Genomic DNA, 24,708 nt, shown 5'->3' with positions numbered 1-24,708 from the left:
ACCAACCACTGGGTTGATATCAAAAATGCCAACGTTATTGTTGTCATGGGCGGCAATGCTGCGGAAGCGCATCCTGTCGGGTTCCGCTGGGCAATGGAAGCGAAAAATAATAATGATGCAACACTGATTGTTGTCGATCCGCGTTTTACGCGTACCGCATCAGTGGCAGATCACTATGTGCCTATTCGCTCAGGTACGGATATTACATTTTTATCAGGTGTTTTACTTTACCTGATTGAAAATAACAAAATTAATGCTGAATACGTTCAAAATTATACTAATGCGGCTTTACTTGTTAGGGATGATTTTGAATTTAACGATGGCTTATTTAGCGGTTATGACGCAGAAAAACGCAGTTATGACAAGACAAGCTGGAACTATAAATTTGACGAAAATGGTCATGCATTACGCGATGACTCGTTACAAGACCCACGTTGCGTCTGGAATCAACTTCGTCAACACGTCTCTCGTTATACGCCAGATGTTGTTGAAAATATTTGTGGTACGCCAAAAGCTGACTTCTTAAAAGTTTGTGAAATTTTGGCCACAACGAGTGCTGCGGATAAAGCCGGAACATTTCTTTATGCATTGGGTTGGACTCAACATACTGTTGGTGCTCAAAATATTCGAACAATGGCAATGATCCAATTGCTACTTGGTAATATGGGTATGGCGGGTGGTGGAGTCAACGCTTTACGCGGTCACTCAAATATTCAAGGCCTGACAGACTTAGGTTTGTTATCAACCAGTTTACCGGGTTATCTCACATTACCATCTGAAAAACATCTGACAGTTGAAAATTATTTGACGGCGAATACACCAAAAGCCACCTTACCTAACCAGGTGAATTATTGGAGTAATTACCCGAAATTTTTTGTCAGTTTAATGAAGTCTTTCTATGGTGATGCAGCGCAACAAGAGAACCAATGGGGCTTTGATTGGCTGCCGAAATGGGACCAAGCTTATGATGTTATGAAATATTTTGACATGATGAGCAAAGATCAAGTGACAGGTTACATTTGCCAAGGCTTTAACCCTGTTGCCTCGTTCCCAGATAAAAACAAAGTTGTTAGCTGCTTAAGTAAGCTTAAATACTTAATTATTGTTGACCCTCTTGTGACCGAAACCGCGAATTTCTGGCAAAACCACGGTGAAATGAATGATGTCGATTCCGCGTCGATTCAAACGGAGGTATTCCGTTTACCTTCAACTTGTTTTGCTGAAGAAGATGGTTCAATTGCTAACTCAGGCCGCTGGTTACAATGGCACTGGAAAGCCGCGGATGCCCCAGGTGAAGCACGTAATGATGGGCAAATCCTAACCGGTATTTTATATAAAATCCGTGAACTATATGCACAAGAGGGTGGTAATGGTGTTGATCCTCTGATGCAAATGCGTTGGGATTATAAACGTCAATTCCATCCTGAGTCAGAAGAAGTGGCAAAAGAGAACAATGGTGTTGCACTGGTGGATCTCTTTGATGCAGATGGCAATCTACAAGCGAAAAAAGGTGAATTACTAAGCTCTTTTGCACTGCTACGTAGTGATGGTTCAACAGCATCATCTTGTTGGATTTATACGGGTAGCTGGACGCAAAAAGGTAATCAAATGGCGAACCGTGATAACAGTGACCCATCTGGAATCGGTAATACATTAGGTTGGGCTTGGGCATGGCCGCTTAACCGACGTGTTATTTATAACCGTGCATCTTGTGATACCAAAGGTAAGCCATGGAATAAAGATTGTGTGCTTATTGAATGGGATGGCAAAAAATGGGTCGGTAATGACGTGCCTGATTTTAATGGTTCAGCACCTGAAGTGGGTACGGGTCCTTTTATTATGCAGCCTGAAGGTTTAGGTCGTTTATTTGCGATTGATAAAATGGCAGAAGGACCTTTCCCTGAGCATTATGAACCATTTGAAACGCCATTAGGAACTAACCCATTACATCCAAATGTTATTTCTAATCCTGCGGCTCGAATTTTTGACGAAGATAAGAAACGACTTGGCGACCATAAAGAATTCCCTTATGTGGGAACCACTTATCGTTTAACTGAGCATTTCCATACTTGGACTAAGCATGCACGTTTAAACGCAATTGCTCAGCCTGAACAGTTTGTTGAAATCAGCGAAACCTTAGCGAAAGCCAAAGGTATTGCGTTAGGCGATCAAGTCAAAGTCAGCAGTAAGCGTGGTTTTATTAAGGCTGTTGCTGTGGTAACACCGCGACTGCAAACGTTGATGGTTGATGGAAAACCGATTGAAACTGTTGGGATACCAATTCACTGGGGCTTTGAAGGTGTAACGCAAAAAGGCTTTATTTCTAACACGTTAACGCCATCCGTGGGCGATGCTAACTCTCAGACACCTGAGTATAAAGCATTTTTAGTTAACATTGAGAAGGCGTAAGGGAGGGAACTATGTCCATGCAATCTCAAGACATCATTAAACGTTCCGCGACCAATAGTATTACGCCTCCACCCCATGCGCGCGACGATAAGTTTGAAGTCTGTAAGTTAATTGATGTGACCTCCTGTATAGGCTGTAAAGCCTGTCAGGTGGCCTGTTCTGAGTGGAATGATATCCGTGACGAAGTTGGTCATTGTGTTGGGGTTTATGATAACCCAACCGATTTAAGTGCAAAATCTTGGACGGTAATGCGTTTTAGCGAAACTAGCGAAAGCGGCAAGTTAGAGTGGTTGATCCGAAAAGATGGCTGTATGCATTGTACTGACCCTGGCTGCTTAAAAGCCTGTCCATCAGCGGGTGCAATTATTCAGTACGCTAATGGTATTGTGGATTTCCAATCAGAGCAGTGTATTGGTTGTGGCTACTGTATCGCGGGTTGCCCTTTCAACATTCCACGATTAAATCCAAAAGATAATCGTGTGTACAAATGTACTTTATGTGTTGATAGAGTCAGCGTAGGTCAAGAACCGGCTTGTGTGAAAACGTGTCCAACTGGTGCTATTCGTTTTGGTACGAAAAAAGAAATGTTGGAATATGGCGCTGAGCGTGTTTCTAAGTTGCAAAAACGCGGGTTTGCAGAGGCTGGGATTTACGATCCTGAGGGCGTAGGCGGTACACACGTCGTGTATGTACTTCATCATGCGGATAAACCGCAGTTGTATCATGGACTACCGAAAGACCCGCAAATTGATACACCAATCAATCTGTGGCAGGGCGTCTTGAAACCACTGTCTGTTGTGGGCTTTATAGCCACCTTTGCCGGACTGATTTTCCACTATGTGGGAATTGGGCCGAATAAAGAAGTGGATGATGAAGAGGAGAAAGATGACCATGAGTAAAAAGAGCAAAATGATTGTTCGGACAAAATTTGTTGACCGCGCATGTCACTGGACTGTTGTCATCAGCTTTTTCTTGGTTGCTTTGTCTGGTATCGCACTATTTTTCCCAACATTAAAATGGTTGACGGAAACTTTTGGTACGCCACAAATGGGGCGTATTCTTCACCCATTCTTTGGTGTATTAATCTTTGTCGTATTGATGTTTATGTTTTTCCGTTTTGTTAAACATAATATTCCAGACAGACAAGATCTACCTTGGTTTAAAAATATTATCGAGGTACTTAAAGGTAACGAACACAATGTTGCTGATGTAGGGAAATATAATGCAGGCCAGAAAATGATGTTCTGGAGCATCATGAGTTTGATTTTTGTGCTCTTGATCACCGGAATTATCATCTGGCGTCCTTACTTTGCGGACTTATTCCCTATGTGGATGATCCGTTGGAGCCTGCTTATTCATGCGGTTGCAGCCATTGTGCTTATCCATGCCATTTTGATCCATATGTATATGGCATTTTGGGTGAAAGGCTCGATTGGTGGGATGGTTGAAGGTAAAGTTAGCCGCCGCTGGGCTAGAAAGCATCACCCACGTTGGTATCGTGAAGTAGAAGCTGAAGAAGCGAAAGCAGAATCTAAAGCTAAAACCGAAGAAAAGCATAAATAAACTCATATCGAGTTAAAAATAATCAAGCCACTGTAAGTACAAACGTACTGATTACAGTGGCTTTTTTATTAAAAATGACAGTTTGATTTATTAAATCGCAATTTTATTATCAAATTAAATTAGCGTGATAATTTTGTCTTCAGTTAAGCGAGATTTAGTCAGTTTAGCATTGAAATCGTCTTCAGCGCGGTAACCTAGTGCAACGACAGCGATAGGTTTGAGGCCTTGTGCACTGAGGTTAAATTCGTTATCAAGAATATTAAAATCAATACCTTCCATCGGTACTGAATCAACGCCCAATGCGGCTGCACCGAGTAAAAAACCACCTAAATTGATAAAAACCTGTTTTTCGAGCCAGTGAGGCAAATCGTGCAGATCGTTTTTATGAATATTAAGAAAATAGTTTCTTGCCCCTGCCATCATCTCTTTATGTTCTGGAAGCGCAAAGCGGCCATCAGTATCTTCTTGTTGCAAAATATCCGATAGATACTGGTCATTGACGTCAATTTTTGCACAAAAGACGACGACATGTGATGCATCAGTAATTTTGACTGTATTGAAGTGATAATCGCCTTGTGTTGATTTTGCTATGCGCGATTTTGCATTTTCACTTTCGGCAATAATAAAGTGCCACGGTTGAATATTGACGCTTGATGGGCTGTAACGTAATAGCGTTGTTAATTTATCAAATATTTCAGCGCTGATTTTTTTAGTTGGATCAAATAATTTAGTTGAATAACGTTTCATTGCAATATCAGTAATAGTCATAAATCTTCCCTTTAAAATAAACTCGTTACTATTTAAATTTATGATAACGTATATACTATTAATTAAACAAGTACGTACATTTTTGATACATAGGTACATAATGGATACTGTTAAAAAACCGCGTTATGAAACGTATATTTATGAAGCTTGTCCCGTTGAGGCAACTTTAGAGCTTATTGGGGGGAAAGGGAAAGGCATGATCCTTTACCATCTGATGACCAATGGTACGCTACGGTTTAATGAGCTAAAGCGATTATTGCGATTTATTACGCCGCGGATGTTAACTAAACAATTACGTGAGTTAGAGTCCTGTGGATTAGTTGCGAGAAAGGTATTTGCTGAAGTTCCTCCAAAAGTAGAATACAGCCTAACGGAACGGGGGGAGTCGTTACAATCAATATTGCTCATGTTGAAAACATGGGGAGAAGAACACGCGCTGCCCTTTCTTCCTGAGTAAACACTTACTGAATAAATAGCTATGGAACAAACTGTAACCGCGCAAATAGCGCCTAGGTAATCATCATTATATTCTTTTGAGATATTTTATTGGGTTATTCAAGGCAGTAAATTTGCTGAAAAACCCATTTATTCATCATTCAACCGTACTGAGTTTCATGTGTAAAATAGGGAATGGGTTGCCTTCCCCATCTATTTCCGAACGAGCATATTGTATAAATCCCATATGTTGATAAAACCCAACGGCTTGTGGATTTTGTTCATTCACATCCACCTCAGTAATACCCAGTTGATTTATGGCATAGTGAAGCAGTTGTTTTCCGGTTCCTTTGCCCCGATTATTGGGAGCAATGAATAGCATTTCAAGGCGATTTTCGTCGGTTCCAATAAAACCAATAATTTTTTGAGTTTCATCAACAGCGACAAAAACGGCTAAGTTAGGCAAATATTGCTCTTTAATAGCGATTTTTAAATCTTGGATGTTTTGCTCGGTTATGAAGTCATGTGTTGCCCTAACAGATGATTCCCATACCTGAATAATCTCGTCGTAATTACTAGCAATAGCAGGTTTAATTATCATTTCTATATTCCTAATATTTAAGATGCCAATCTTAAACAGACTAAAAATTGTGTCAATAAATTAGTCAGAATAAAGCTGGTTAATATCTATTTTTTAATAATTCATTAATTATTTTATTAAAAATAAACACGCTGATAAATAACCGTTTAATTTAAGTTAAGCGGTAGTTTTGGGAGGTTAGTCTCAGAAAAAAAAGGTAAATCCTTCATTATTGGAATATATTTAAATGGACAGGTTAATTTTTTATTTTCTAACATAATTACAACGTTATGTATTTTTTTGCATTTTCATATTTTGATAAAATTTTAGGAGTATTTAGATGAAATATAAACTGCTAACATTGTGTTTATCTGCTGCTTTATTCACCCCTATCGCCCCTGTTTTAGCAAATACCGATAACGCAAGTGATATGGTGCTCGACCAAGTTTTAGTCCTTAGCCGCCATAATTTACGAACGCCAATTGTTAATACGGGTATTCTGACAGAAATTACAGATAAAAAATGGCCAGAATGGGATGCGAAAAGTGGCTATTTAACCACGAAAGGCGGTGCTCTTGAGGTTTATATGGGGCATTATTTTAGGGAATGGATAGATCAAAATAAATTGTTGGCCGATGAACTTTGCCCGACAAGTAGTGAAGATGTTTATATTTATACCAATAGTTTACAAAGAACCATTGCTACGGCGCAATTTTTCGCGACTGGTGCTTTCCCCGGCTGTAAAGTGAATATTCATCACCAGCCTGAAATTGGTACAATGGACCCTGTATTCAATCCTATTATTACCAATGCGACGCCTGAATTTAAACAAAAAGCGATATTCGCAATGGAAGAACATTTAAAAGGTCTTAATCTTAAACCGGGCTATGATGAATTAAATAACTTACTTAATATAAAAGATTCTCAAAAATGTAAGACGGATAAATTTTGTGATTTAGCGACGCAAAAGAATACTTTTATTGTAGAGGCGGATAAAGAGCCAGGTGTTAGTGGCCCATTAAAAATAGCTAATTCGGCTGCGGATGCGATAGATTTACAATATTATGAAGGTTTCCCATTAAAAGATGTCGCTTGGGGATTGGTTAATTCAGATGAAAAGTGGGTTAAACTGAATACCCTGAAAAATGGTTATCAGGAAACATTATTTTCACCTAAATTGATCGCTAAAAATGTGGCTCATCCAATACTGAATTATATCAACAATGGTTTTGTTTCTGTAGATAAAGGAGAAACCGCTAAATTTATTTTTTTAGTCGGACATGACTCTAATATTGCTTCAGTGATGTCAGCGATGGATTTTAAGCCTTATCAATTACCACAACAATATGAACATACGCCGATTGGCGGTAAGTTGGTATTTCAACGCTGGCACGATAAGCAAGCTAAAAAGGACTTTATGAAAGTTGAGTATGTATATCAAACCTCAGACCAACTTAGAGATAACGCTTATTTATCGTTAAAAACCCCTCCTAAACATGTCACATTAGAACTCAAAGATTGCCCAATTGATAAAAGCGGTTACTGTTCTTGGGATGATTTCCAAAAAGTCATGAAATCAGCATTACAACAGTAATCAACTTAAATTTATTTTTTGATAGCCTATCTTGTAAGAGATAGGCTTTTTTATCAGTAGAATTAATGCGTTATGATTTATAACATCATGATTTTTTTCATGTTTTAACATTGTAGTGCTATTGAATGATGGTTTTGTGGAAAAGGTGCGGATGGATTTTAAGAGAGTAAATATTTAGGCTATGGCTAGAAAGAAAAAACCCTGCAAAATGAGCAGGGCGTGAAAATCACGAAAATGTTTATGAGTCTTTAATTTACCCTAAATAAACATGTAATAGTCATATTTATTGTATGGGTTTATTGTTTTGTGTAACAATTATTAAGAACTTACATGACCTGTGTTTTTTAAGACCTTAAAGCGTTTTATTTGATTTAATTCATCTTAGCGAACGACAAGCACACTAATCTTAGCATAACGAACTACTGAGGCGGCATTCGAACCCAATAAATAGGTCGACATGCTTGGTCTACGAGAGCCGAGTAGAATGATATCGGCATTAATATCTTCTGCTGTTGCTAAAATTTCATCTTTAACTGAGCCAATTGTTGCTTTTACTTGCACTTTATCTTCAGGAATAGAAAACAGCTTAACTTTTTCATTTAATTCCTTGAGAATAATTTCTACTTGCTTTGCATCATCTGGAAAATCGCCGGGTAAAATAGTTCCACCATAGCGTAAATAATTTGAGATAGGAGCTGTTACTGCAAGGAAATGAACTGTCGAATTATTCAGCTTTTGCAATGAATTTACATGGGGAATGAGCATATTAGTGAGCGAATCTTCGGTAACATCAATCGGAACTAAAATAGTATTGTACATAATTTCTCCTTTTTTCTTTTATATTATAAGTTTAGAACAATATCATGAATTATGATAATAATTGTTAATAAATTAATAATAATAAATTTTAGAACGAAAGGTGTGATCAAGTGTATGTTATTTAATATTTTAGTGTGAAATTTGAAGTATTTATTTTTGAGTAGGCAAAACGCATGGGTAAGCGTATTGCCTATAAAGATGAAAAATAGTTTGTATTATTAGTATCAATTGGATTATTTATTTTGTGTTACGGCTTAGTGCATGCCTCTTTGAGACCCGCTTTACAGGCTAACGCTAAATATTCTGATGCTGATTTTTCGTTAATTTCGGTTCCTTCACCATCTTGAAGCATTTTCCCAACTTGGTATTGTGCGGGTGGAAATTTTTTATCGGCCGACTTTTTAAACCATTCAAAGGCCGTAATATAATTTTGTTTGACTCCAATACCTTGGTAGTAAAACTGACCCATATAGTTTAGCGCTTCGGCATTACCTTTATTTGCGGATTTTTCAAACCATCCCATCGCTGTTTCAAGGCTAACTTCAACACCATTACCATTTAAATACATATCGCCAAGGAAAAGTTGTGCGTCTGAGTTTCCCTTGTTAGAGGCCATGGTTAGCCATTTTTTTGCTTTAGGATAATCTTGTTTGATTTCTGTTCCTAAATAATAGCCAATTCCAAGCATCACTTGTGCTTTAACATCACCTTTTTGGGCTTCTTGTTCTATTAGTTTTAATGTTTCTTTAGGAACCGCAGCAAAACTAAGATTAATAGAGAAAATAAACAGTAAAATTAATGAAAAAATTCTGAACATGATATTTTTAATGTCTTCTGTTGGTGATAAGTATTTTTAATAAGCAATGACTGTTAAAATCTAATTGTTAATTGATTTTTAACGTATTGTTTACTGCTTTTTATTAATCAGCCTTAGTTTAAAATGCGAATAAAAATTAATAAGATTAGATTATGAATATCTTATTGAATTAAACGCCCATTTTAATAATTTAGGGAGGTTAATAGCAAGTTACGACGATCAATTTATTATCCAATACTTTACGACGATATTTGATAAATATCAATATGTAATAATAGATACACATTATGAGAGTTTTTAAATGGGCTGAGCTACAATGCTGAATTAATTATTGAAGTCAATTTCTAAAATAATTCAAAAATGAGTAGCAAATTAACTTAGTCACAATGAAAAAAAAGCTTTAGCGCATTCATATAGGAACAATTAAAGTATAAATTATATGTAAAATACCCATATAGTGATTTATTCTAAAAAATCACATAATTGTTACAAAGTACAGAGTTATTGCGATACTTAATATTAGTTATCATATAATACTGTGATATTTAGCACGTATTAAATTTATGATTGTTGAAATTGTTAATAAGTGAAAACTCCAGTTAATATCAATTAAATGTTTAAAAACAATAAGTTAGTTTTTGTTGGGTTACGGTTTGGTGAACAAGTTTTATTTCCTCTTCTAGATAGAGATATTTTTGTCTTAATTCACTTAATAGAGAAAAATTTTCTATAAATAGCCCATTTTGCAGGCTAATAAAGAGTCGTTTTTTCTCCTACATATCCTTTATGATTTGAACATGATAAAAGCCTGCGAATAACTAAGGTTATTAATATAAATAACTATTAAACCGTATTTTAAAATCAAAAAAAGCTTTTCATCACAAACTTAAATATTGAGTGAAAAATTATGGCAACGATCCCAACGATAGATAACAATGAAAGAAAAAACGGCTCTACAGCGGCATCTCGAGCAGGTATGACTCAAGAACAATGGCGCGAAGCGACTAAATTTGATGGTACTGACGCAGGTTGGGTCATCATGAGTATTGGTATGGCAATTGGGGCAGGGATCGTATTTCTGCCTGTGCAAGTCGGATTAATGGGGTTATGGGTGTTTTTGCTTTCATCTGTTGTCGGCTATCCTGCAATGTATTTGTTTCAACGTTTATTTATTAACACACTCGCTGAGTCACCTGAGTGTAAAGATTATCCAAGTGTGATTAGTGGTTATTTAGGTAAAAACTGGGGAATGCTTTTAGGCGCACTTTATTTTGTGATGCTCGTCATTTGGATGTTTGTTTATTCTACGGCGATTACAAATGACAGTGCGTCATATTTACAGACTTTTGGTGTGACCGAAGGATTATTATCAGAAACATCGTGGTATGGTTTGGTTCTAATCTGCATTTTAGTGGCGATTTCATCTCGAGGTGAAAAGTTACTCTTTAAGCTATCAAGTTTTATGGTATTGACTAAATTGTTTGTTGTCGCCGCATTGGGTGTTTCAATGATAGGAATGTGGCATCTATATAATGCTGGTTCTTTACCACCAGTAGGGCGTTTATTAAAAGAAGCGGTTATTACGTTACCGTTTACACTGACTTCAATACTGTTTATTCAAACATTGAGTCCAATGGTTATTTCATTTCGCAGCCAAAATACGAATAGAGAAGTGGCGCGCTATAAAGCGCTGCGTGCGATGAATATTGCATTTGGTATCTTGTTTTGCACGGTATTTTTCTACGCGGTTTCTTTTACTTTAGCGATGGGGCATGAAGAGGCAGTTAAAGCTTACGAACAAAATATTTCTGCTTTAGCCATTGCCGCTAAATTCTTTCCGGGTGGTTGGGTCACCGTTGTGAGTGTCATGCTGAATATTTTCGCTGTAATGACCGCATTCTTTGGTGTTTATCTCGGATTCCGTGAGGCGACCCAAGGTATTGTGATGAATATTTTACAACGAATGATGCCAGTTGAACGCATTAAAGATGAGTGGGTTAAAAATGGTATTATGGTATTTGCAGTGCTACTTGCATGGGGAGCGATTATTCTTAATGCACCAGTACTGAGCTTTACTTCAATCTGTAGCCCAATTTTTGGGATGGTCGGTTGTTTAATTCCAGCGTATTTAGTTTATAAAGTCCCAATGTTGCATAAGTATAAAGGCGCCTCTTTATATCTAATTATTTTTACTGGGATTTTATTATGTATCTCACCATTCTTGGCCTTCGCTTAACCGTTGATGATGTAAGAGAATTTATCGTGATAGCGTAAAACAAAAAAAGTGTGTGCAAGTTAATTTAGCACACACTTTTTGCATTTTTATATATCATTCAAACAATGGTGTTGGTTTACCGTTATCATCAACCGCTACAAAGTTAAACTGGCCATGGATCACCTCTTCGCGCCCCTCGGAATACATGTCTTCTAGAAAAATGGAGACATTGACTGCAAGGCTGGTTCTACCCACTCGGCTGACTTTGCCGATCAATTCCACGATGGTGCCAGAAGGAATTGGATGGGTAAAATTAATTTTTTCTGTAGAAACGGTCACTAGGCGCTTGCGAGAAAAACGAGTGGCAGTGATAAAAGAAACTTCATCCATCCAAGCTAAAGCTGTGCCTCCAAAGAGGGTACTATGATGATTGGTTGTCGTTGGAAAAATAACTTTCGATACGCAGGTGATAGATTGTTCAATTTTTTGTGCGATTGTATCTTCAACATCTGGAGACATGTTTAAACCTTAAAATTATTTTATGTATTATATAGCTTATTCACATTGATGAGTCAGTGTAATACTCATCACAAATAAATTCAGCAATTAATCAAATATGAATCGTTCCACTTAAAAATAAAGTCGCTTTGCCTGTTAGCTTTACGCGTTCATTTTCGATATCACATTTGACTAATCCACCACGAGCAGATATTTGATGGCCAACTAAGCTGTTTTTATTTAACCTTTTAGCCCAAAGTGGGGCAATTGCACAATGGGAAGTTCCTGTGACAGGATCTTCATTAACGCCTTTTGCAGGTGCAAAATAACGCGAAACAAAATCGACTTTGTTATTGTCACTTTTTGCGGTAATTGTTAAGCCTGGTAAAGGAAGTTGTGACAGTTTCAGCATGTCAGGTTGGCAGTTTTTAACGTGTTCTACGGTAGATAAAAAACAAATATAGCGGTCTTTAGCCAACCATAATTGTTCAATTTCAACACCTAAAATTTTAGTTAATTGAGGGTATTGCGCACTCTCTGCAAGTTTACACTCAAGAATAGGAAAATCGAGAGTAAAGGTATTTTCAGTTTCCGAGACGGTTAATTCACCTGAAATTGATTGAAAAATAATTGGATTATCAGGATGGTGCATAATCTTAGTGAGTACAAAAGATGCAGCTAAAGTAGCGTGACCACAAAGTTTGACCTCCATAATCGGCGTGAACCAACGTATGTGAACGCCCACTAAAAATGCGGTTTCAGATAAGTTGATTTCAGCCGCAATAGAAATAAGTTGTTCATCAGGTAGCCACTTTTCGAGTAAAACAACGGCTGCTGGATTACCTTGAAATAGGGTATCAGTGAAGGCGTCAACATAGTAAACAGGAAGTGAAAATACGCTCATACAATCTATCCTTTGAGGTTGGGCATCATTGATGTATTGGAAGATTATAGCGTAGATATAAATGATAAATATAGAATTACACTGCTCAATAGCCCAGTACAGGTTATCGAGCAGTGAATATTAACGTGGATTAGCTCGCTTTCGCTTCGTTTTTATCCGCATTTTTAAGCATATTTCTAACTGGTATTATCAATATAGCCAAAACAATCGCACAGATGATTAATGCGATTGAGACATGGGAGAACAGCTCAGGCATTGAATCCAGTTGATCTTTACGGATATTTCCACCCATGATCCCCGCCGCTAGATTACCTAACGCACTGGCACAGAACCATAACCCCATAACTTGTCCACGCATTTTATGTGGCGCTAATAAGGTCATTGTAGCCAAACCAATCGGGCTAAGGCACAACTCACCAAGAGTCAGTAATAAAATACTACCCACTAACCAAAATGGCGATACGCCCGTTTGTGTTGCGAGAACGTGGTTTGCTGCCACCATCATCACCGCAAAGCCACCCGCCGCAAATAAAATACCGACTACAAATTTTGACATACTGCTCGGGTTCATGTTGCGTTTAGCCAATGATGGCCAGAACCAGCTGAACAGTGGAGCTAATATAATAATGAACAGCGCATTAATCGCTTGGAACCAGATCGTTGGGATTTCGAAATCACCCATTTGCCTATCAGTATAATCGCGAGCAAAAATATTAAATGAAGTCGGTTTTTGTTCGAATGCTGACCAGAAGAATGCTGCGGCAACTAACAGGATTAAACAGGCCAATAAACGCGAGCGCTCACTGCTATTTAAACCTGCAAAGAAGAACATAAATACGAAATAGATACCGACACATGTTGAGATAATGTAAGCCGAACTCTTCGCTATCATTGAGGCATTAAATGGGATCGTACCATTGTCGATTAAAATAACTAATGCAGCGAGCAGTACCATCACCAAAGAGACCCATTTACCGACATTTTTACGTTGTACAGTAGGGCGGTTCCACGTTGAATCTAATCCAACTTCTTTGTCATAACGGCGCATTTGTGGGATTGCATAAAAACGGAAGACTAACAGCGCAATTAACATGCCTAGGCCACCAAGACCAAAGCCAATGTGCCAGCCATATTTTTCATGCAAAGGGCCAATAATGAGAGGGGCAATAAATGACCCCATATTAATACCCATATAAAATAGTGAGAAACCACCGTCACGGCGAGTATCTTCTTTTTTATACAAAGTACCAACCATTACGGTGATACAGGTTTTAAACAGTCCTGTACCTAACACAATCAGTAAAAGGCCCACAAAGAAGAAGGTGTTGGTTAAAATTGCAGACATGGCAATAGACAAGTGACCAAGTGCAATGATGAGAGAACCGTACCAAACGGCTCTACGTTGACCTAACCAGTTATCGGCTAACCAGCCGCCCGGTAATGACGTAATGTAGACGCCACCTGCAAAGATACCCACAATCGCTGAGGCTTGTTCAATAGGCAGCTCCATACCGCCTTGAAGTAATGCGGCACTCATAAACAGAATGAGTAGTGGACGAACGCCATAGAAAGAAAATCTTTCCCACATTTCAGTGAGGAAAAGTGAACTTAGTGGGTACGGATGCCCGAAAAATGTTTTTGTTTTAGTCGCAGAATTATTCATCTGAGAACTCCGATAAATTATCTCTTGAGATGTGTGTCTGATAAAAAACACCAAGCTAAGTGCTTAGGTGTCAATATATAGATATGTTAACTTTCAGGGTGTAAACATATTTTTAACATACATTATTATAGAATCATCTATAAGCAGAATAAATTTATTGCAATATATGTAGTTTTAAGGTGAAAGTTCGATGTAACTCTCATTTTTCACTATAAGGTAGGGGACAATACAGGATTTTAGTTGACAATAAAAGCAAGAATTTTGAATCGATTAAGTATAATAAAAACAATGCACTAGAGAGATAAAAGATAGACTTATGCATAAAATGCTGTAATACCTATAAATAGCTAGGGTTTTACGCAAAGAATATCAGTTCATTTATTGTTCACTTAACGATTATTCACTGGGCTCAGCACGAAGGCCATCAGATTGTTTTCTGATAACCGACCATGAGTAAATGAGATTAATGAGTACCAATATTGCACTAAAAAAGAATACAGCTCTAAACCCATAAGTCGCGGCGACCAGAGATCCCATTAACGGTCCGGTAACATTACCGACGTCTCGTAGTGCTTGGTTATAGCTAAATATCCGTCCAGTAACTTGATGGGAAATATTGTACAAAATTAAAGTTTGTACCGCGGGTAACAGTGCAGCATTTAAAGCACCGAGTAAAAAGCGTAAAGCACCAAGTTCCCAATAATTACTGACGAGTCCCATCGGGAAAAGAACAAATATTGATGCGCCTAATACTGCCAACAAGACCTTTTCAGGTCCTATTCTATCGCTAAGCTTACCTAGCATAGGGGCTGCTATCAGTGCTGCAACACCAGGAATGGAAGCTATCATACCACTGACAAACGCCAAGTTTTCGATGGAATCAGAGAGTTCTCGAACATAGAGGGTGACTACCGGATTTACTGATCCCATTGCTGCTTGAATAATCATGGTGGTAAAAAATAAACTAATGACTAAGTTTTTATTACGTAAAGAAGCAAAAACCTGTTTGCCAGTTAAGGCATCTTTACGAGAAACGGGTGTAAAACGTTCGCGAACATAAAATAATGTCACAAAAAAGCAAATGAATAATACGCTGGCGGTGATGAAAAATACCGGGCGCAGACCATATTGGTCAGCGAGTAAGCCACCAATCAATGGACCTATCAATGCGCCACTCACTGCACCTGTGGCAAGTACGCCCATTGCCCAGCCGCTTTTTTTAATCGGTATTTGAGTTGCTATCAACGCATTGGCATTGGGAACAAAGCCCCCTAGAAGACCTAAAATGGCTCTGAGGATGAGTAGTTGCCAGATATTTTGCGCAAAACCGATGAGCACCATGACGATAGCCATACCAAGGGCTGAGCGCAATAACATGAGTTTTCGACCTTTTCGGTCAGATAATCGCCCCCAAAATGGGGCTGCAATCGCAGAGAATAGAAACGTGATGCTAAAAACTGCACCAGTCCATAGGCTTAATGAGGCGTGGTTAGTTACGCCGAGTTCTTCAATATATAAGGGGAGAAAAGGCATGATCAGGCTAAATGCCGCGCCAGTTAAAAAACAACCGAACCATACGACATACAAATTACGTTTCCAGTAAGTATTCCTGTTAAGCATAGACTCCTAACTTATTCCTTAAGAACGAAACGGCGGTTATATGACTAACGGCCGCTTCATCGATTTAATGATGCAAATCACCATATAAGGAGGGCTCTCCTTCCGGTCGTGTTTTGAAGCGACGATGTAGCCACATATATTGTTCAGGTGCTCTTAAAATTTCTTTTTCAATGAGCTTATTCATCATGGCTGCGGTTGCGACTTCATCATCTTTAGGAAAACCATCAACAGCAGGCTGGATAAGTAGTTCATAACCTTTACCAGCAGGCATACGACGCAGTGTAAAAGGGATCATTAACGGGTTAGCCATTCGGACTAATATTGATGTACCGGTTGTTGTGGCAGTATCTTTGACGGCAAAAAATGGTACAAAAACACTGTTACGCGGCCCATAATCATGGTCAGGGGCATACCATAGAATTTTACCTTGTCGTAAAATGCGTACCATACTTTTAGGATCTTTGCGGTCAATCATGACATCGTTAGAACGTCGGCGGCCTCTGGTTTGAAGCCAGTCGTAGACTGGATTATCATTCGGGCGGTAAACGCCATTTCCCGGGTTATGCATACCAAACATTCGCCCACCAAGTTCGAGGGTCAAGAAATGGATGCCCACAACGATAATGCCGCGTCCGGTTTTTTGCGCTTCCTTCATATTCTGTAGGCCGTCTATTTTGCACCAGCGGCGTGCACGCCAGTCAGGCCAAAACCAAGCCATGCCCGTTTCAAATACGCCCATACCGACAGATTCAAAATTTTTATCGACCATTTGGCGACGTTCTTCTTCGCTCATGTCTGGAAAACACAATTGCAAATTACGGTTAGCAATTAAGGCACGTTTTTTTAGAAAATGTTTGGATAGGCGACCTAAACGTGTCCCTATCCAGTAAATAACTGGGTAAGGCAGTAACACGAGGACATAAAGTACACCTGTACCAAACCAAGTGAGCCAGTAACGAGGGTGTAGAAAACTGAGTTTAAACGTTGGTGCCTGTATCATTAGATTCCGATATAGAGTTGTTTGCTATCAAAGCAATAGCAGGTTATCGATAATGTGGTAATTATAACAAATTATTCATTTAAAATATGAGCAGTTTGTAAGGTGATCATTAATTCAGCTAAATTTCGTACTGCCATTTTGTCCATAACTCGTGAACGATGTACTTCAACGGTACGAACAGAGACACAAGCGATATCTGCAATTTCACGATTGATTAAGCCTTGCAGAACATATTTACAGATATCTTTTTCTCTTGGCGTCAGGGTTTCATAACGCTGTTTAATTAGGTAACGCTCGGTGGCTTTGGCGGTCTGCAAATGTGCATGTTCAAGTGTTATAGCCAGTTGTTGGCTATCAATAGGTTTTTGCAGAAAATCAATCGCCCCGAGTTTGACTTGTTCGACAGCCATAGGAATATCCCCATGACCGGAAAGAAAAATAACTGCAAGCGTACTTTGTTGCTCTTTAAGTAGATGATGAATTTGCCGTCCATCAAGTTTAGGCATTCTCATATCAAGTAAGACAATACCTTCTTGATGAAGTGATGCTTGCTGAATAAATTGTTCGCTATCATTCCAAACAGTAACCGAATAACCAAGTGTTTCGAGTAAAAATTGGCAGGCATCGGTGACATCGGTGTCGTCATCCACCAGATGAATAACGGGCATTGATTATTACCTCACAGAGTCATGTTATCGATTATTGTGTGGTTTCACATATTATTGAAAATATTCAGCTTATGATTGTCACACATCACCAAGGTGAATGTTATCAATTGTGTGGCAAAACATGCGCTATTGACGGAAAAATTAAGGATAGCTGAAAATTAACGTCACCCTTAAGCCATTAAGGCCGTCATCAGTGATATTATTTTCAATCCGAATGTCACCGCCTTGACTTTGGATAAGTCTCTGGCAAATAACTAGCCCAAGTCCTAAACCTTCCTTTTTTGTTGTCGCAAAAGGGGTAATGCCTTGTTCTAATTGCTCAGATTGCATCCCACCAGCATCATCTTGCAATACTAATAAAAAGCGGTCTTGAGCAAAATGGAACTCAAAACTTAAGGTGTTAGCACCAGCTTGTAGGCTATTGCTAATTAAATTGGAAAGTAACTGGTCGAGCAATGTCTCGGGTAATTTAAGCATAACATCATCAGTATCAGGCAATAATAATTGTGTACCTGAGCCATATTGTTCAACTTGCAATAGTTGCCAAATATGGTTGATGGTTTGTTTGACTGACTGCTGATTGAGTTGTTGGCTTGAATCATGATTTGGCTTTCCTGCCCAAAGGCGTAAGTTACGAATGATATCCGCACCACGCTGCGCCTGATGATCAATTTTAGTGAGCGCGCCAATAAGCGGGTGGTCATCAGATTCTTTTTTCAGACGTAAAATACAGCCCTGAGCGTAATTTCGAATGGCAGATAATGGCTGATTTAGTTCATGGGCAAAGCCGGATGCCATTTCACCTAAGATATTCAAACGCTGAGCTTTTTGTAAATTAGCTTCCTGCTGACGCAGGCGGTTGTGGGCAACTTCGAGTTGGCGACTGCGACGCCTGACTAGAAAAGCAATCCAGACATGATTGATCCCTAACAAAATAAAAAATAACGCAATAATACTAATAGTGATTTGGTGTTGTATCGTCCAACTGACAATATCTTGCCAAACTTGGCGTTGCTGTGGATGTTGATTAACATCACGCAATAAGGTTTCGACTTGAGTCACTGAAGCGGGTGCTCCCCAACGCATTGTCGTATTATCTGTGGAAAGTAACGTTTTCGTCACCTTATCGACCAGATTATCAGGGACTCCACTTAATGCCGCAAAGGACCAATTAGGATATAACTCTGTGCTGGTGAGGCAAGAGAGTGAACTTGAATGTTGAATTAATGGGCGAAATTGCTGTTTATCAATCAATCCTTCGCTATCCATGTTCTCCAACAAACAAACAGGAACGATAGCGGCTGACAGCGAACTATCACGTAAAGCATACAGTAAGGCATCCGCAGGAAAACCGAGAAATTGCATTCGGAAATCTTTCTCAGCATCATATCCCATATCGCGTAATACCTTGTAACCTAACAAGTAACCACCAAAAGCATCTGGTGAAATTGCACCGACCTTTTTTCCTATCAAGTGGTTCACATCTTTAATATCGCTATCTGCTCGCACCAATATCAGGCTACCAATCACATTGCGAGTAGTGCTATTCGGCTCGACATCTGAACGCAACGAAAGTAACCAACGCAGATGATATCGACTATCTAATTGAATAAATTGTGCGGGATTCGTCAGTAAAAAATCAATTTTTTGATGAGAAATAGCGTCTTTCATTTCATCAAGATTGAGCGGTTGCAACGTGAAGCGTTCACCAGGAATGGATTCATTTAGTGTATCAATTAATGACTGCCAATGTAATTGGGTTGAACTTGGGCCACGCAAGGCGAGCACGCCAATTGTCCATTGAGCAGCCATAGTCGGTATTGACCACATTAGCAGCACTATTATTAGTATGTGATACAACGGCATAGATGATTTTTTTAACATATTTAGGTTATTCGTTGCGTTAGATCAATTTAGCGATAGGTATGTGGTAAACCACAATAGGGGGGGCGTTCGTCTCTCCCTACAATGAAGCCATTCCCATCATATTTCAAGCAGCATACTAGTAAGCATCTTGAATAATTTGGGGTTTATGAGAAACAAAGATAGCACACCGACTTTAAAGAGAAATAAGAATTTCGACGGTTATCTAAAATAGGCTACATCAATAGCCAATAAAACTTTTAAAACCAATAACATATTGATAATTAACTTTTATTTTTGCATTAGCAATGTCAATACTGGAGCCGATTATGGATCTGAGTAAACGAAAATTTCTACAACAAATAGGGGCTGTAACCGCTGGTGCATCGTTAATTCCGATTGCAGAAGCTGGTTTTAGCCTTTCCCCAACGCGTCGAGAAGGTAATCCAGATAAACGTTATGGAATGCTCATCGACTTACGTCGTTGCATTGGCTGCCAATCTTGTACCGTGAGCTGTTCAGTTGAAAACCAGACACCTCAAGGACAATTTAGAACGACAGTTAACCAGTATCAAGTTGCAGTGAAAGGCGAAGAAGGGTTGACTAACGTTCTGCTACCGCGCCTTTGTAATCATTGTGATAATCCACCTTGTGTACCGGTTTGCCCAGTGCAAGCAACCTTCCAGCGTGAAGATGGCATTGTCGTCGTTGATAACGAACGCTGTGTGGGTTGTGCCTATTGCGTACAAGCCTGCCCTTACGATGCCCGTTTTATCAACCATTCAACACAAACTGCAGATAAATGCACATTTTGCGCCCATCGCTTAGAGGTCGGATTATTGCCTGCTTGCGTTGAATCTTGTGTGGGCGGTGCACGTATTATCGGTGATCTTAAAGACCCTAATAGCACTATTCGTAAAATGCTCACTGAGCATGAAGCTGAAATTAAAGTGCTGAAACCAGAAAGTGGCACCTTACCACAAGTCTTTTATATCGGTCTGGATGACGCATTTGTTCAGCCATTAGAAGATAAAGGTCAACCCGCATTATGGCAGGAGGTGTTCTGATGAATGGCCAAGTGACTTATATTTCAGAAATAATGGCTCAGCCACAAGAATTCTTTTGGCTACCTTGGGCAGTACAATATTTCTTCTTCATTGGTATTGCGTCTTGCGCGGTGCTTTATGCTTGTTATCTCCATTGGCAAAATAAAAGTGAAAATGGCCGTTTAGAAATGATTTCTGCTTTTATCGCTATCACGATGGGGATTACTGCACCATTGGCATTAACCGCAGATTTGCATCAAACCGCCAGGGTTTGGCATTTCTATGCGCATCCTACTTTTTGGTCTTGGATGTGGTGGGGCTCTGTATTGCTGCCATTATTCACCACATTTATGGGATTATATTTTGTCGCGTTAATTGTGAAACTGGTTTGGAAAAAAGAGTTTAAGGCGACCCGTTGGATTGCGTTATTAGCGGCACTTTCTGCGATTGGACTATTGTTATATACCGGACGCGAAGCATCAGTATTGAATGCACGACCAATTTGGTTTAGCTGGTGGATACCCGTTCTCATGTTCCTTAGCGCGCTGCAAGTGCTACCTGCGTTAGTGAGCCTTGGTGCACGTCGTGAGCCTCAATATCAAAATCGCTTAGCGCGTTTCCAAGTGATTACATTACTTCTGTTCGTGGTGTGTTTTGCGTTGTGGCTGTCAGGCGATACCATTTCCGGCATGGCGGTACGTCAGCAATTAACACTTGCAAGCTCAGGCTGGTGGATGTTAATCGGCGTTTGCGCATTATGGGCAGCGGCATTTGTTATGTCGGTTTGTAATGTTAAAGCCACTCGCTCAGTACCTTACATTACTGTACTTGCACTAGTTTCGATGGCATTGGCTTGGGTATTACGTTGGATTTTCCTGATGGAAGTTCAAGCGGTACCAAAATATAACATTATTGCAAACCCATATCATTTCCCGCTTGGCTCTGATGGATTGATGGCAATCATTGGGACATTCGGTTTGTGGATAGCGTTAATCATTATTGTTCGTGAAGGTGTTCGTTGGTTTGCAAGGAGAGTACAACATGGCTAAATTCTCAAGACGTCAATGGCTTAAAGGTGGTTTAGTTGTCGGTGGTATCGCGTTATTTGGTGCGAGCTACCGCGATGTTGCCAAACGTGCAGTGGATGGCTTAGTTAACGGTACTTCTGGTAAAGTCACACTTGATAGGATTAACGGTAACTCTTTACGTCCGGAAGGACAGGCAGCTAATGGCTGGCAGGAAAATCCTGAACAAGTCATCGCAATGACTCAATGCTTTGGTTGTTGGACTCAATGTGGTATTCGTGCCCGTGTCGATACCGCTAAAAACGAAGTGCTGCGGATAGCGGGTAATCCTTATCATCCACTTTCCCATGAAAAACATTTTCCTTATGGAATGCCGCTGAAAACTGCATTTACAAAAATGAGCGGAGAGAGTGGACTCGAACATCGTTCGACAGCCTGTGCTCGCGGCGCCACTTTGATGGAGGGTTTAACTAGCCCACTACGTATCCTTGAGCCGATGAAACGCGTAGGTAAACGCGGAGAAGGTAAATGGGAACGTATCAGCTTTGAGCAGTTGATTAAAGAAGTGGTTGAGGGAGGAAATCTATTTGGTGAAGGTCATGTGGATGGACTAAGAGCTATCCGTGACCTTGAAACGCCTTTAGATCCAACGCAGCCTAAATTGGGTCCAAAAGCGAATCAATTATTAGTCACCAATGCTGGTGACGATGGGCGCGATGGCTTTATTCGTCGCTTCGCTCAAAATGGTTTTGGTAGTAAAAATTTTGGTGCTCATGGTGCCTATTGTGGTCTTGCATATCGTGCGGGCTCAGGTGCATTAATGGATGATCTGGATAAAAATGCTCACGTTAAACCAGATTGGGATCATGTCCGTTTTGCCTTATTTATTGGCACTTCGCCAGCACAGTCAGGAAACCCGTTTAAGCGTCAAGGCCGCCAACTCGCGACTGCACGTTTGCGTGATTCATTTAATTATGTGGTTGTCGCACCAGCATTGCCTTTAACGACAACGCTGGCAAATGATCATGGGCACTGGGTTCCTGTTCAACCGGGAACCGATGCGGCGTTAGTGATGGGGATGATCCGTTGGATTATCGAGAATGAACGTTACAATGCGCAATATCTGAGTGTACCAAGTGAAAAAACCATGGAAGAGGCAGGTGAGAAAAGTTGGACTAACTCAACTCACTTAGTGATTACCGATGACGCGCATCCATTAGCAGGTAAGTTATTAATTTCATCATATATGACTGGAGAAGGTGAAGATGAGAAAGCCTTTTTAGTCCAAGACGCATCAGGTGAACTAAAACTTGCTGATGATGTGACGAATGCAGACCTGTTTGTGACGCGTTCTGTAACGTTACACGATGGTAGTGAAGTAACAGTAAAGTCCAGCTTCCAGTGCCTTAAAGAAGCAGCAAATCGCATGACTCTTGAAGAATATAGCGAACGCTGCCAAGTTCCAGTGAAAACGATTGAATCACTGGGTAAAGCACTTACTTCTTATGATAGAAAAGCGGCCGTTATTTCACATGGTGGAATGATGGGCGGCAACGGCTTCTACACAGCATGGTCAGTTATTATGCTCAATGCATTAATTGGCAATTTAAACCTTAAAGGTGGTGTTTCAGTAGGTGGCGGCAAATTTAACGGGGAAAATGATGGTCCTCGTTACAAAATGGCCAGCTATCAAGGTAAAGTGAAACCTAAAGGTGTCGTATTATCGCGCAGTAATGAAGTCTATGAAAAATCAGATGAATTTAAAGCACGCATTGCCGCAGGTGAACAGCCATATCCGGCGAAAGCACCTTGGTATCCGTTTGCTAAAGGTCAGCTTACTGAGCAATTGGCTTCAGCATTGATGGGATATCCGTATTCTCTCAAAGCGTGGATTACTAATATGACTAACCCTGTATATGGTATTGCAGGTATTCGTCAGGTAATGGAAGAAAAACTGAAAGATCCAAAACATCTACCATTGATTATTGGTATTGATGCTTTCATGAATGAAACGACGGCACTGGCGGACTACATTGTGCCGGATACTCATAACTTTGAAAGTTGGGGATTTAGCGCACCTTGGGCAGGTGTTCAGGTTAAAGCCAGTACTGCACGTTGGCCAATTGTTGAATCACGTACAGCTAAAACTGCTGATGGTCAGCCGGTTTCGATGGAAACTTTCTGTATTGCAGTCGCAAAAGCGCTGAATTTGCCCGGTTTTGGTGATGACGTAATTGAAGACATGGACGGTAATAAATATCCATTAAACAGTGCAGAAGACTATTACCTGCGTGTTGCAGCAAATATGGCATGGTTAGGTGAAAAACCCGCGCCAGAGGCGGCGACAGAAGATATTCAAATTAGTGGTGTAGCTCGAATTCTACCTGAAATGACGCGTACATTAAAACCTGAAGAGGTGCGTCGCGTTGCTTATATTTATACCCGTGGTGGTCGTTTTGCACCATACGAGAAATCGTGGGATGGTGATGCAACAGGCCCACAATGGAAAAAAGGACTACAAATTTGGAATCCAACTGTCGCGATTAACCGTCATGCTATTACTGGCGAACGCTACAGCGGCTGTCCAACCTACTACCCACCACGTATGGCAAACGGTGACGATGTCAATAAAGTGTTCCCACCGCAAGAGTGGCCATTAAAAATGATGTCATTTAAATCGCATGTGATGAGTAGCTCAACGACGATGATTGAGCGCTTACGACATGTGAAACCAACAAACTTAGTGGCTATTCATCCAGATGATGCTGCTAAAATGGGGGTTAAACACGGTGATTGGGTTCGTATCACGACGCCAGGTGGTCATGGAGAAGCTCAAATCAGTGTATTGGATGGAGTGATGCCTGGTGTGCTTGCTATTGAACATGGTTATGGACATACCGAAATGGGCGCTAAGCAGCACTATTTAGATGGTAATCCAATGCCAATGAATAAGGCAAATGGCTCAGGTATCAACTTAAATGATTTAGGTTTTGCGGATCCAACACGTGAGGTCGCCAATACTTGGTTAGATTGGGTATCGGGCGCTTCAGTTAGACAAGGTTTGCCAGCACGTATTGAGCTTATTAGTTAGTAGTAATGAAGTAGTAAAGGGTTGTTACCTATATTGCCCTGCATAGCCATAGACGGTTGCAGCCCTTATTTTAAGCAGTTGACATTGCGCAAATACGATGTGGCTACCGCATCGTAAATTCGGCAAGTGC

Annotated in this window: 20 protein-coding genes; 9 read left to right on the top strand and 11 right to left on the bottom strand. The window is 39.9% G+C overall.

Features of this window, described 5'->3' with window-relative positions; translation table 11 throughout:
• The 3 genes from fdnG to fdnI all read left to right on the top strand — a co-directional run.
• Positions 1-2,409 (top strand): formate dehydrogenase-N subunit alpha (gene fdnG, locus DD649_RS12035; protein WP_294107252.1); only part of this gene is annotated, 2,409 nt, incomplete at its 5' end.
• Positions 2,410-2,420: 11 nt separating this feature from the next.
• The gene (gene fdxH / locus DD649_RS12030; RefSeq protein WP_294107251.1) at positions 2,421-3,308 is read left to right on the top strand and encodes a formate dehydrogenase subunit beta; all 888 of its coding nucleotides are present in this window, start codon (positions 2,421-2,423) and stop codon (positions 3,306-3,308) included.
• Positions 3,301-3,972 carry a formate dehydrogenase-N subunit gamma gene (gene fdnI / locus DD649_RS12025; RefSeq protein ID WP_294107250.1) on the top strand — a complete coding sequence of 224 codons (672 nt, stop codon included), beginning with the start codon at positions 3,301-3,303 and terminating at the stop codon, positions 3,970-3,972. The genes fdxH and fdnI overlap by 8 nt, the downstream gene beginning before the upstream one ends.
• Before the next feature lie 114 nt (positions 3,973-4,086).
• Here fdnI and nfsB read toward each other — a convergent pair whose 3' ends face one another.
• Positions 4,087-4,740: an oxygen-insensitive NAD(P)H nitroreductase gene (nfsB, locus tag DD649_RS12020; RefSeq protein WP_294107249.1), complete on the bottom strand. Its 654-nt coding sequence runs from the start codon at positions 4,738-4,740 to the stop codon at positions 4,087-4,089.
• 100 nt (positions 4,741-4,840) lie between these two features.
• Between nfsB and DD649_RS12015 the strand changes: the two genes are divergently transcribed.
• Complete coding sequence (locus DD649_RS12015) at positions 4,841-5,197, top strand: helix-turn-helix domain-containing protein (protein ID WP_294107248.1); 357 nt, start codon at positions 4,841-4,843, stop codon at positions 5,195-5,197.
• A 135-nt stretch (positions 5,198-5,332) separates the two neighbouring features.
• Here DD649_RS12015 and DD649_RS12010 read toward each other — a convergent pair whose 3' ends face one another.
• Positions 5,333-5,776, bottom strand: a complete 444-nt coding sequence (locus DD649_RS12010; protein ID WP_336430800.1) for an acetyltransferase — start codon at positions 5,774-5,776, stop codon at positions 5,333-5,335.
• 319 nt (positions 5,777-6,095) lie between these two features.
• Here DD649_RS12010 and agp point away from each other — a divergent pair, with 319 nt between their 5' ends.
• Entirely contained in the window at positions 6,096-7,349 is a 1,254-nt protein-coding gene (gene agp / locus DD649_RS12005; protein WP_294107247.1) for a bifunctional glucose-1-phosphatase/inositol phosphatase, read from the top strand.
• A gap of 381 nt (positions 7,350-7,730) precedes the next feature.
• Here agp and DD649_RS12000 read toward each other — a convergent pair whose 3' ends face one another.
• Positions 7,731-8,168 (bottom strand): universal stress protein, encoded by a 438-nt coding sequence (locus tag DD649_RS12000; protein WP_294107246.1) that lies wholly within the window; start codon positions 8,166-8,168, stop codon positions 7,731-7,733.
• A 247-nt stretch (positions 8,169-8,415) separates the two neighbouring features.
• Complete coding sequence (locus DD649_RS11995; protein ID WP_294107245.1) at positions 8,416-8,985, bottom strand: tetratricopeptide repeat protein; 570 nt, start codon at positions 8,983-8,985, stop codon at positions 8,416-8,418.
• 907 nt (positions 8,986-9,892) lie between these two features.
• Between DD649_RS11995 and DD649_RS11990 the strand changes: the two genes are divergently transcribed.
• Positions 9,893-11,221, top strand: a complete 1,329-nt coding sequence (locus DD649_RS11990) for a hypothetical protein (RefSeq protein WP_294107244.1) — start codon at positions 9,893-9,895, stop codon at positions 11,219-11,221.
• Between the two features lie 93 nt (positions 11,222-11,314).
• Here the strand turns inward: DD649_RS11990 and DD649_RS11985 are convergent, their stop codons facing one another.
• The 7 genes from DD649_RS11985 to ttrS all read right to left on the bottom strand — a co-directional run bounded on the left by DD649_RS11985 (position 11,315) and on the right by ttrS (position 19,419).
• Positions 11,315-11,719: an acyl-CoA thioesterase gene (locus DD649_RS11985; protein ID WP_336430799.1), complete on the bottom strand. Its 405-nt coding sequence runs from the start codon at positions 11,717-11,719 to the stop codon at positions 11,315-11,317.
• 91 nt (positions 11,720-11,810) lie between these two features.
• Positions 11,811-12,602, bottom strand: a complete 792-nt coding sequence (locus DD649_RS11980; protein ID WP_336430798.1) for a PhzF family phenazine biosynthesis protein — start codon at positions 12,600-12,602, stop codon at positions 11,811-11,813.
• A 130-nt stretch (positions 12,603-12,732) separates the two neighbouring features.
• Positions 12,733-14,265: a peptide MFS transporter gene (locus DD649_RS11975; RefSeq protein ID WP_294107243.1), complete on the bottom strand. Its 1,533-nt coding sequence runs from the start codon at positions 14,263-14,265 to the stop codon at positions 12,733-12,735.
• Between the two features lie 396 nt (positions 14,266-14,661).
• On the bottom strand, positions 14,662-15,885 hold the full coding sequence (gene mdtG, locus DD649_RS11970) for a multidrug efflux MFS transporter MdtG (protein ID WP_294107242.1): 1,224 nt from the start codon (positions 15,883-15,885) through the stop codon (positions 14,662-14,664).
• A gap of 64 nt (positions 15,886-15,949) precedes the next feature.
• The gene (locus tag DD649_RS11965; RefSeq protein ID WP_294107241.1) at positions 15,950-16,885 is read right to left on the bottom strand and encodes a Kdo(2)-lipid IV(A) acyltransferase; all 936 of its coding nucleotides are present in this window, start codon (positions 16,883-16,885) and stop codon (positions 15,950-15,952) included.
• A 71-nt stretch (positions 16,886-16,956) separates the two neighbouring features.
• On the bottom strand, positions 16,957-17,553 hold the full coding sequence (gene ttrR, locus DD649_RS11960) for a tetrathionate respiration response regulator TtrR (RefSeq protein ID WP_294107240.1): 597 nt from the start codon (positions 17,551-17,553) through the stop codon (positions 16,957-16,959).
• 141 nt (positions 17,554-17,694) lie between these two features.
• Positions 17,695-19,419, bottom strand: coding sequence for a tetrathionate respiration histidine kinase TtrS (ttrS, locus tag DD649_RS11955; RefSeq protein ID WP_294107330.1), 1,725 nt, complete (start codon positions 19,417-19,419; stop codon positions 17,695-17,697).
• Between the two features lie 326 nt (positions 19,420-19,745).
• Between ttrS and ttrB the strand changes: the two genes are divergently transcribed.
• Genes ttrB through ttrA form a run of 3 tightly spaced genes read left to right on the top strand, consistent with a single transcriptional unit; the run spans position 19,746 to position 24,578 of the window.
• Entirely contained in the window at positions 19,746-20,483 is a 738-nt protein-coding gene (ttrB, locus tag DD649_RS11950; RefSeq protein WP_336430797.1) for a tetrathionate reductase subunit TtrB, read from the top strand.
• On the top strand, positions 20,483-21,511 hold the full coding sequence (ttrC, locus tag DD649_RS11945) for a tetrathionate reductase subunit TtrC (RefSeq protein ID WP_294107238.1): 1,029 nt from the start codon (positions 20,483-20,485) through the stop codon (positions 21,509-21,511). The genes ttrB and ttrC overlap by 1 nt, the downstream gene beginning before the upstream one ends.
• On the top strand, positions 21,504-24,578 hold the full coding sequence (gene ttrA / locus DD649_RS11940) for a tetrathionate reductase subunit TtrA (protein WP_294107237.1): 3,075 nt from the start codon (positions 21,504-21,506) through the stop codon (positions 24,576-24,578). Before ttrC ends, ttrA begins: the two co-directional genes overlap by 8 nt.
• The last annotated feature ends 130 nt before the right edge of the window (positions 24,579-24,708 follow it).

Origin of the sequence: Providencia sp., from assembly GCF_003533305.1 — a bacterium.
Taxonomy (GTDB): Bacteria; Pseudomonadota; Gammaproteobacteria; order Enterobacterales; family Enterobacteriaceae; genus Providencia.
This window is presented reverse-complemented; position numbering and strand designations above follow the sequence as displayed.

Excerpts from the sequence above, each read along its gene's own strand:
- fdxH (WP_294107251.1), top strand. The coding sequence starts at position 2,421 with ATGTCCATGCAATCTCAAGACATCATTAAACGTTCCGCGACCAATAGT.
- fdnI (WP_294107250.1), top strand. The coding sequence starts at position 3,301 with ATGAGTAAAAAGAGCAAAATGATTGTTCGGACAAAATTTGTTGACCGC.
- nfsB (WP_294107249.1), bottom strand. The coding sequence starts at position 4,740 with ATGACTATTACTGATATTGCAATGAAACGTTATTCAACTAAATTATTT.
- DD649_RS12015 (WP_294107248.1), top strand. The coding sequence starts at position 4,841 with ATGGATACTGTTAAAAAACCGCGTTATGAAACGTATATTTATGAAGCT.
- DD649_RS12010 (WP_336430800.1), bottom strand. The coding sequence starts at position 5,776 with ATGATAATTAAACCTGCTATTGCTAGTAATTACGACGAGATTATTCAG.
- agp (WP_294107247.1), top strand. The coding sequence starts at position 6,096 with ATGAAATATAAACTGCTAACATTGTGTTTATCTGCTGCTTTATTCACC.
- DD649_RS12000 (WP_294107246.1), bottom strand. The coding sequence starts at position 8,168 with ATGTACAATACTATTTTAGTTCCGATTGATGTTACCGAAGATTCGCTC.
- DD649_RS11995 (WP_294107245.1), bottom strand. The coding sequence starts at position 8,985 with ATGTTCAGAATTTTTTCATTAATTTTACTGTTTATTTTCTCTATTAAT.
- DD649_RS11990 (WP_294107244.1), top strand. The coding sequence starts at position 9,893 with ATGGCAACGATCCCAACGATAGATAACAATGAAAGAAAAAACGGCTCT.
- DD649_RS11985 (WP_336430799.1), bottom strand. The coding sequence starts at position 11,719 with ATGTCTCCAGATGTTGAAGATACAATCGCACAAAAAATTGAACAATCT.
- DD649_RS11980 (WP_336430798.1), bottom strand. The coding sequence starts at position 12,602 with ATGAGCGTATTTTCACTTCCTGTTTACTATGTTGACGCCTTCACTGAT.
- DD649_RS11975 (WP_294107243.1), bottom strand. The coding sequence starts at position 14,265 with ATGAATAATTCTGCGACTAAAACAAAAACATTTTTCGGGCATCCGTAC.
- mdtG (WP_294107242.1), bottom strand. The coding sequence starts at position 15,885 with ATGCTTAACAGGAATACTTACTGGAAACGTAATTTGTATGTCGTATGG.
- DD649_RS11965 (WP_294107241.1), bottom strand. The coding sequence starts at position 16,885 with ATGATACAGGCACCAACGTTTAAACTCAGTTTTCTACACCCTCGTTAC.
- ttrR (WP_294107240.1), bottom strand. The coding sequence starts at position 17,553 with ATGCCCGTTATTCATCTGGTGGATGACGACACCGATGTCACCGATGCC.
- ttrS (WP_294107330.1), bottom strand. The coding sequence starts at position 19,419 with ATGCCGTTGTATCACATACTAATAATAGTGCTGCTAATGTGGTCAATA.
- ttrB (WP_336430797.1), top strand. The coding sequence starts at position 19,746 with ATGGATCTGAGTAAACGAAAATTTCTACAACAAATAGGGGCTGTAACC.
- ttrC (WP_294107238.1), top strand. The coding sequence starts at position 20,483 with ATGAATGGCCAAGTGACTTATATTTCAGAAATAATGGCTCAGCCACAA.
- ttrA (WP_294107237.1), top strand. The coding sequence starts at position 21,504 with ATGGCTAAATTCTCAAGACGTCAATGGCTTAAAGGTGGTTTAGTTGTC.